This is a genomic window from Enterovibrio nigricans DSM 22720 (assembly GCF_900167155.1).
Taxonomy (GTDB): Bacteria; Pseudomonadota; Gammaproteobacteria; order Enterobacterales; family Vibrionaceae; genus Enterovibrio; species Enterovibrio nigricans.
In genome coordinates this window covers 1-7,776 of record NZ_FUXU01000119.1, presented here as the reverse complement: position 1 = coordinate 7,776, position 7,776 = coordinate 1, and the positions used below count along the sequence as shown (strand labels likewise).

General features: G+C 45.0%; 8 protein-coding genes and 1 pseudogene. 7 read left to right on the top strand and 2 right to left on the bottom strand.

Translation table 11 applies throughout. The features are described 5' to 3' along the window. Positions 1–281: 281 nt before the first annotated feature. Positions 282–635, top strand: coding sequence for an SGNH/GDSL hydrolase family protein (locus tag B5D35_RS21650; RefSeq protein WP_139367829.1), 354 nt, complete (start codon positions 282–284; stop codon positions 633–635). Beyond that, positions 610–1,011, top strand: a complete 402-nt coding sequence (locus B5D35_RS21645) for an SGNH/GDSL hydrolase family protein (protein WP_139367828.1) — start codon at positions 610–612, stop codon at positions 1,009–1,011. Before B5D35_RS21650 ends, B5D35_RS21645 begins: the two co-directional genes overlap by 26 nt. Positions 1,012–1,171: 160 nt before the next feature. Here B5D35_RS21645 and B5D35_RS21640 read toward each other — a convergent pair whose 3' ends face one another. Further along, a complete protein-coding gene (locus B5D35_RS21640; protein ID WP_078754539.1) occupies positions 1,172–2,521 on the bottom strand; it encodes an MATE family efflux transporter in 1,350 nt (449 codons plus the stop codon). 210 nt (positions 2,522–2,731) lie between these two features. On the opposite strand from B5D35_RS21640, the gene B5D35_RS21635 reads away from it, so the two are divergent. The 5 genes from B5D35_RS21635 (at position 2,732) to B5D35_RS21620 (ending at position 7,515) form a co-directional block, all read left to right on the top strand. Continuing rightward, a complete protein-coding gene (locus B5D35_RS21635) occupies positions 2,732–3,715 on the top strand; it encodes an IucA/IucC family protein (RefSeq protein ID WP_157828442.1) in 984 nt (327 codons plus the stop codon). 155 nt (positions 3,716–3,870) lie between these two features. Then, positions 3,871–5,289: an IucA/IucC family C-terminal-domain containing protein gene (locus B5D35_RS21630; RefSeq protein ID WP_078754542.1), complete on the top strand. Its 1,419-nt coding sequence runs from the start codon at positions 3,871–3,873 to the stop codon at positions 5,287–5,289. Positions 5,290–5,324: 35 nt separating this feature from the next. Beyond that, a complete protein-coding gene (locus B5D35_RS25085; protein WP_244556704.1) occupies positions 5,325–5,519 on the top strand; it encodes a hypothetical protein in 195 nt (64 codons plus the stop codon). Positions 5,520–5,527: 8 nt separating this feature from the next. Further along, on the top strand, positions 5,528–6,175 hold the full coding sequence (locus B5D35_RS21625; RefSeq protein WP_244556703.1) for an AMP-binding enzyme: 648 nt from the start codon (positions 5,528–5,530) through the stop codon (positions 6,173–6,175). Positions 6,176–6,183: 8 nt separating this feature from the next. Further along, positions 6,184–7,515 carry a DUF6005 family protein gene (locus tag B5D35_RS21620; protein ID WP_244556702.1) on the top strand — a complete coding sequence of 444 codons (1,332 nt, stop codon included), beginning with the start codon at positions 6,184–6,186 and terminating at the stop codon, positions 7,513–7,515. 22 nt (positions 7,516–7,537) lie between these two features. Here B5D35_RS21620 and B5D35_RS21615 read toward each other — a convergent pair. Next, positions 7,538–7,776, bottom strand: a pseudogene (locus B5D35_RS21615) (group II intron reverse transcriptase/maturase); the annotation flags it as partial.

Sequence of the window (7,776 nt, the reverse complement as noted above, 5' to 3'; positions counted from 1 at the left end):
TCGTAGCTTCTAGATTTAGTTCCATCGATTTAAGCAACAAAGCCGCTAAAAGGGAAAAGGGCGTTAGGGACAGTGCCAACCGTTCTACAAAATGAATCGGAGAGGCAGGGATAACTACCATGGGTGGGTCAATTTTACTTCGGCGATAGCGTCGCTAAGTGGATCAGTTTTAAGTCGGCGTTGACAATGGGAAGTAAAGCCATATTTTAGGAACATCTATTGGTATGCATTCCTATGAAGTATTAAGCTTCTCTGAAAACAAAAGTGTAACTGTAGAGCTTGTGAAACGAAATGAGAACCACGATGCGATGGTACGTATCTCCTCCTTTGATGTGATTGGACATGTCCAAGGTATTTGGAAGCAACAACCGCACTTACTTTTCTTTGGGGACTCCATCACGACAGGCTATGGAAATGAATCTGATACACGGGTCTGTACAAATGCAGAGATCCAGGAAACGACTAATGCAAGGGTTTCTTATGCTTCACTAACTGCCAAAGCTCTCGACGCTAGTCGCACTTTGGTTGCTTACTCTGGACTTGGACTGTTACGTAATTGGAACGGTACTGACTCCTACCACAATCTGCCGTACTACCAGAACAAGTCGGGTGCTATTTGGGGGGGGGGGGAGTGAAGATTGGGAAGACCGTCATCCTAATCTGGTTGTGATTAATCTTGGCGGGAATGATTTAGGCACTTCAATTCATCCACACGAGCCTTGGCCAACTCAGGAGGCGTTCAACGAGGCTTGGCTGACGCGTTACGTGGATTTTATACTAGAGCAGCGTTCTCGTTATGGGGATGTGCCTGTTATCATCATGGCTAAAATTCAATACTCAAGAATGATTGAGGAATTGGAGCAGCGAGTCGCTGACAGAAACATTAACCAAGTATATACATATTTCTATGATGCAGAGTATTTGGGATGTAATTGGCATCCGACGGTGGTTGAGCATGAAATGATTGCAAATGAATTAGTGGAAAAAATAAATCTACTATCTTTGCTATAACATGGAATATAGAAGGAGAGAAGCGTTCACTTCTCTCTTTTCTCTCTCTTTGCTCATAGTGCTAACTAATATCTATCATCCATTTCAAACTTGTATGGTTTAGCATCCTTGTATACATGGTAAACAGTGTGGTTTCGGCAGGTAATTCCATATTGTATTTTCAAGTTTGAGTCATCGATAACCTTGGTGTTTTTTGCTGTACAACAAATAGGGTCAGCGAAACGAGTAGAGTTATGGCCTCAGCAAAAGGAAGCGCGTATAGAAAATGTAAGCTTTCAGTGAGAAAAGCAAAGGTAAACAGCAAAGATACGGGAAGGATTAATCCACGGCTTAAAGCGATGGACAACGATTGAATCGGTTTTTGCATCGCAGTGAAATAAGCTGATATTAAAACGTTAAACCCACTAAATAGCAGGCAAGGCCAAATGATGCTGATGTAAAACGCAGCCTGTGTAGACGAGGCGTTTACAGCATCTGCAAAGAACACATTGGTAATAACCTCAGCCCCATTTTTTGCCAGAGATACGAAACCAAGACTTATTACCAGCACACAGGTAGCGGCCATCATCATAAATTGGCGAATACGCAGCCATTTCCCTGCGCCGTAGTTTTGGCTAACTAGAATATGGATAGCATCCACAATACCGTAGTACGCCATCATACTGAAGAACAGTAAATAGTTGGCAACAGAAAAACCCGCTACCGCCGAATGTCCACCCTCAACCACTAATAGCCAATGAATGATGAGGATGACGATGCCCACTGATATCTCATTGATAAATTCAGAACTTCCATTGAGCAAGGATGAGAAGAGAACCTTGATCTTCATTTTTGAAATCGACAATGTTAACTGTCGTTTTGGATTAAAAAAGAAGGCAGATAACGTCAGAATCTGAAGGAGTTGGGCAATTGTGGTTGCCCAAGCCGCCCACTCTATACCTAACCCCATATAACCTAGAAAAACGATATCTAGAACAACGTTAGTCGCTGCCGCAACGGTGAGTGAAACAGTCGCCAACACCGGAAATCCATCTGCGCGGACAAAATAGTAGAGCACCAGCGAACTCAGTTGAATAATGAGACATAGGGAGATGACACGAAAATACTTCGCCATGATCGGATGAATGTCGTCGGGCGCACCCAGGAGTTCAAACAGCGTGTCGGTAAATAACCCCGTCAAGATCGCCATTAGAATGGTAAACCCAAGCACCAAGAGAATAGACTGCGTGAAGACCGTATTTGCACTTTGGTAGTTTTTCTCACCAATGTACTTTCCTGCTTTGACCGTCCCCCCTATTGCAACCATCAGCGATGTGGCAAACATAAAAGTAAAGTAGGGAATCAACAGGTTAATTGACGCTAACGCATCCGATCCTAAGTATCTACCGACAAAAATACCATCGACAATACTGGCACTGGATATCGCTAATAGTCCCAATAGAGATGGCACAGCGAAATAAAAGAATGTGGGAATAATAGAGGATTGGGTGACACGATTTTCAGCGCTCATACACAGATAGACTCAAAGACAGATTGCGTCATCTTGCAGGATAGAAACACACCTTTCTAGCCAGCAGCTTGGATTCTGAGACCCACCTTCGTGGGTTATGTAACAATGGTAACTTTTAGTGAAATGATAATTAATATCAATTAGGATCTTCAGTCTTGTCAGTTAAAGCGCATGGAACGTGGCGCTTGCGGAGAGTTAGGCGAGGATATCGTGAGTATAAACGCACAAGAAACTGCCGAAAAAGCATCCTTTCAAGCCTTTTTTAATGCATATCTCAAAGAAGTGGATGCAGGGACTTGGAGCAATGAGCCTCGTGCTGAACTGTGTTGGCATGGTTCGACATTAAACATGAGTGGCGCAATTGTTGAAGTGTCGCTTCGCCATTCTTCCCAAAGTCTCTTAGCTTCGATTGATTATCGAACGCAAGTTGGTTGCCATTCATTTAAAGGCGTTTACTTGAGAAGTGGGGAACAACTCAACTGCATTTCTTTTCTCGAAGGGCAATTACAGCTGATAGATTCTTTGTACTACGCCAGTTCGGGTAGCACAACTCAATACAAATATGAGTTTATCCAACGTGTATTGGAAAGCCACCAGTTGATGGCTAGGTACATTTCTGAGAGATGGCATGACCTATCGCGTCGGAGTTTGCAGTTCATCGACGCAGAACAAGCATTACTCTTTGGTCATTGGCAGCATCCTACCCCGAAAAGTCGACAAGGGATGTTGGGCTACCATCACCAATATTACGCTCCCGAGCTAAAAGGCCAATTTAAGTTGCACTACTTTAGTGTGTCTCGTGATTTGGTTCGACAACGTTCTGCGATCACGGTTTCAGCGGAAGATATTATCAACGCGACTCTATGGATTCCAAGCAACGTACCCGCAGATCATGTCGTGCTGCCGATGCACCCTCTTCAGGCTCAATGGCTGCTTCATCAAGACTTCGTTCAATCATTGATGGACCAAGAAAAGGTCATAGATCTTGGTGCTCATGGAAAACGATTTACAGCGACCTCATCAGTACGTTCCCTCTACAATGCTGATCTGCAATGGATGTATAAATTCTCCCTTCCAGTAAAAATCACCAACTCACTGCGCGTGAATAAGCGCGCGGAGCTTGATGCTGGTGTGGTTATGGCAACGCTCTATAAAAAAACAGGCTTTGGTACACTCTATCCTTTTTCAAGGTGATCACTGATCCTGCATATATCACCTTGTCGCTACCCGGACTGAGTGAAAGTGGCTTTGAGGTTATCATTCGAGAGAATCCATTTTCAGAGGCTGAAAGTAGCGATGTCATAACGATTGCAGCTTTGACTCAGGCGCCGCTTCCCAACGAGGCATCAATGCTTGACGATATTATTTCAGATATTGCGGCATCGGATAATTCATCGAAAACCCGCATTGCTATTAAGTGGTTTGCCAAGTATTGGGAGTGTGCCATCGAGCCAATGATACGGCTGTACGATGAGCATGGCATTGCATTGGAGGCTCACCAGCAAAATAGCGTGATGCGGTTGATTGGCGGCTACCCGTCTATCTACTACTTCAGAGACAATCAAGGCTTCTATTTGTCCAAGGCCTATCAAAGCTACCTGGCCGCTATGGAGCCTGAATCTGTCACTGTTGATTCATTGTATTTTGATGACGAGATCATCTGCGATCGTTTTGCTTACTACCTAATGATCAACCATTTATTTTCAATCATTGGTCGCATGGGGGCTGATGGGCTGGTAGATGAGGGGATTCTCCTAAGCTTCGTTCAACAGCGCCTCGCAGCAATGCAGTACTCACTCTCAGGTGCTGGAAAAATGTTTGTAGATCGTCTGCTAACACGCGCCACCATTCCTGCCAAAGCCAACTTAATGACACGCGTTCACGATGTCGATGAGCTTGTCGCTGAAAATGAGCAGGCTATCTACTGTGAACTCCCTAACCCACTAATGAGTACTTGGCTGCACAACGTCATCGCTAGCGATAAGGAGTTATCAAATCTCTCCCTGTTAAATGAATACGCGGGAGCCCGATTTCAGGCTAGTTATATGGATGTAGAAACATCACCGGAAGCTGGGCAACTCGCTGTCATTATGAGAGAAAGCGTCGCAAGCCAGTTAAAAGCGGGTGAATCAGCCGTGCCTTTTAATGCACTCATGATGATTGAGCGAGATGGACTTCTATTTATAGCAGGATGGGTGGAACAACACGGTCTCATCGCGTGGCTGGATAAGTTGATCGCGGTTGTAGTAATACCCATTTGGCATTTGCTGGTTAAGCATGGTATTGGCATAGAGCCCCACGGACAGAATGTAGTGCTTGTCCATAAAAATGGTTGGCCTGAGAGGATTCTCATTCGCGACTTCCATGAAAGTGTGGAATACACGCTTAGCTTTATCGGCGACCCATCACTTATTCCTGACTTTACGTCGTTGGAGCCCCATTTGGCTAATGCCCCTCTTGATGACTACTACGCCATGAGCTCGGTGGAATTACTGCGCGAACTCGTGATGGATACATTGTTTATTTATAACCTGACAGAAGTGTCACACCTCATCGAGCGCTTTTACTCGATGGACGAATCCGCGTTTTGGCAGCGAGTGTCTGAGCAGCTTGAAGAGTATGCCAAGGTGCATCCTGAGCTAAACAAGAGGCTTTCGGCGCTGGGACACACGCAAGAATACATTTCAACGGAGTCATTGATGACGCGAAAACTCTTGCAAAGCAAGGTGGAGTGTCACCATCTCATCCCAAATGCGTTGCACCGTTGAACACCAGGCAGTAAATCACAAAAAATAGGGACATTATGTTTTACGTCAATGACGAATTTTTCGGTCAGGAATATCTGACTGAGCAATTTGAACTCTTTGAGTCTATTGCAGCGCTAGGTCAGCCTGAAGGAAGGCGGTATGCGATATGCAGTGAAGAACCGGCCGTTGTACTTGCCCTTTGTCTGTACCTTAAACAGCGTGGTGGTTCTTTTTATCCTCTCCTGCGTTGATCCATTCCGTGGTTCAGCTCTATCCCGTTGGAAAGCAACTTCATGCGGTCATGACATCGGGAACCGTACTTCCACAAGCCTGGTTTGATGCACTCAAAGCGAACGCTCAGTATGTATTTCAACAATATGGTTGCTCTGAGGTCGGGTGTATTGCAGTGAATATGGATACTCAAATGGCGAATCACATTGGTACGCCCTTACCGCATGTGAAGGTTATGGCCGGTAACGATGTATCAACCCCCAAAGAGATTGTGGTGACAAAAGGACGTCAAGTTGTTCACACGCAAGATCTGGGATATTTCGACAAGGCCGGACTGCTTTGTTTCGTTTCTCGATGTGATGACATGATCAATGTTTCAGGGCTCAACGTGTATCCACAAGATGTAGAGAACGTGGTGATGGAAATGCCAGAAGTTTCTGATGCAGTGGTATTCAAGCGTTCCGACAGCCTTTCTGGAGAGCGAGTTTGCCTGCGGTTTGTCGCTGATATCAGCATGGAACCGAGCCGTATTCGTTACTGGTGTAGTACGCGTCTGGCAGCGTTTCAACTACCAGTAGATGTTGAGCAATGTGACATTATCGAGAAGATGCCCAATGGAAAAGTAAACCGCAAGGCGTTATCTCAAAGCAAAATTTCCATTCCAGCATTGGGTTAGGAGGCGAGATGAAAAAGGAAACCATGATAGCGGCTATCCGTCAGGTACTGGATAGCAACATGCAGAATAAGCATATGCATGCTTTCAGTGAGTCGGCCAGACTTAACGAAGATCTGTATTTGGATTCGGTGTTGGTGCTGCAGTTGATTTTGCACCTTGAACTCGATCTTGGTTTGAGTGTTCCTGAACAAAATATCACGGCAGCAGATTATGCAACCGTATCAAGCCTTGCGGATTTTCTTTGTCAGATAGGCAGTGCAAGGCCAAAAGTCGCTGTGCCGCAGGAAGAAGAATTTGAAGATGTAAAAGTGCACTGCTTTGTCAGCTGTGTCTGTGAATCGCTCAAACGAAAAGGTATCGATCATCGTCCATTTTATTTTGGCGTTTGGGATGCGACATTTTCCATCAGTGAGAACTTTAAACTTCACTATCATTCAGACGATGTTGATCACGGTGACTTCCGTGATTGGTTCGAGAAATTGTATGGTGTGGCGCTGGAGCCATGGTATGACAAAGGTCTCGCCAAGGAAGACAACATCCTCGTGCTGCAAGGGCTACTAGATACGAAGTCGAGCGACCAGCATCTGATGGTTATGTTGGATATGTATCAACTTCCTGAGCGTGAAAACAAATTTAATCAAAATCCATTCCCACATTACGTGATGCTAGAAAACACCGACGACCCGACAAAGCTGATGATGTTTGACCCTGACTTTCGTTGGGAAGGAGAGCTGGATGCCGGAAGGATTTATAACGCCATTTCCCAACCCACGGTTGCTGGTGGCTACCTGATCAATGAGAACTGGCTAAGACATGCCAATGATAATGATGTTCAGGCATATTTTGAAACCTGCTTTATCGCAGAAGATAACCCGCTGACCAGTGCTATTCGCCAGATTTTCAATGCGCATCTTCGAGGTGTAGATGATCTATCGCTGTCAGCATTGCACTTGGCACTCAGAGAAATTCGTGTGATTGCGGTCCGTAAGTACGCTTATGAGCATGGATTTGCATTTTTCTGGCGAGCACTGGGTTTGATGGATGATGATTTTGAGTATTGGTGTGATGTGATTGAGGATCTTATTCAGACTTACACCAAGATCCAATATCAGGTAATGAAGCTGGCAGAAACCAAGGATCTGGATCTGCAAGTCGGTATTTATGCGTTGCTCAACAAACAAGACCAGACTGAATATCGCATCAAAAAGCGGTTGTTTGAAGTGTATAGAGACTGGTGTGAGCTTAACGATCTGTCGGATAGGCGACACTTGTTACCAAGTGCCGCCCTCCTAAGAACCGTACGTGCAACTTTCACTGCATACGGCTCAAGCCTCCGCTAAGGCGTGTTACGTTACCCAGCAATCACAATGCAGCTAAGACAGGATCAAACCACGAGTTTCGTCCCAGTTTCTTTGGCTTACGCTCTTTAAGGTAAGGTTCATAGAAGGGATCGTAAGGCGTAGCTTTGCTTATGATTTTCACATGCCTTTTAATTGGGGTTTGGGCTATCTGAACCAGATTAAAGTGACAGTCCATGTTGGCGATTTTCTGCCAACCATGAAATTGCCATCCACCTGTGCGGTTCATATAATATTTTCGAC

Excerpts from the sequence above, each read along its gene's own strand:
- B5D35_RS21640 (WP_078754539.1), bottom strand. The coding sequence starts at position 2,521 with ATGAGCGCTGAAAATCGTGTCACCCAATCCTCTATTATTCCCACATTC.
- B5D35_RS21630 (WP_078754542.1), top strand. The coding sequence starts at position 3,871 with ATGCTTGACGATATTATTTCAGATATTGCGGCATCGGATAATTCATCG.
- B5D35_RS25085 (WP_244556704.1), top strand. The coding sequence starts at position 5,325 with ATGTTTTACGTCAATGACGAATTTTTCGGTCAGGAATATCTGACTGAG.
- B5D35_RS21620 (WP_244556702.1), top strand. The coding sequence starts at position 6,184 with ATGAAAAAGGAAACCATGATAGCGGCTATCCGTCAGGTACTGGATAGC.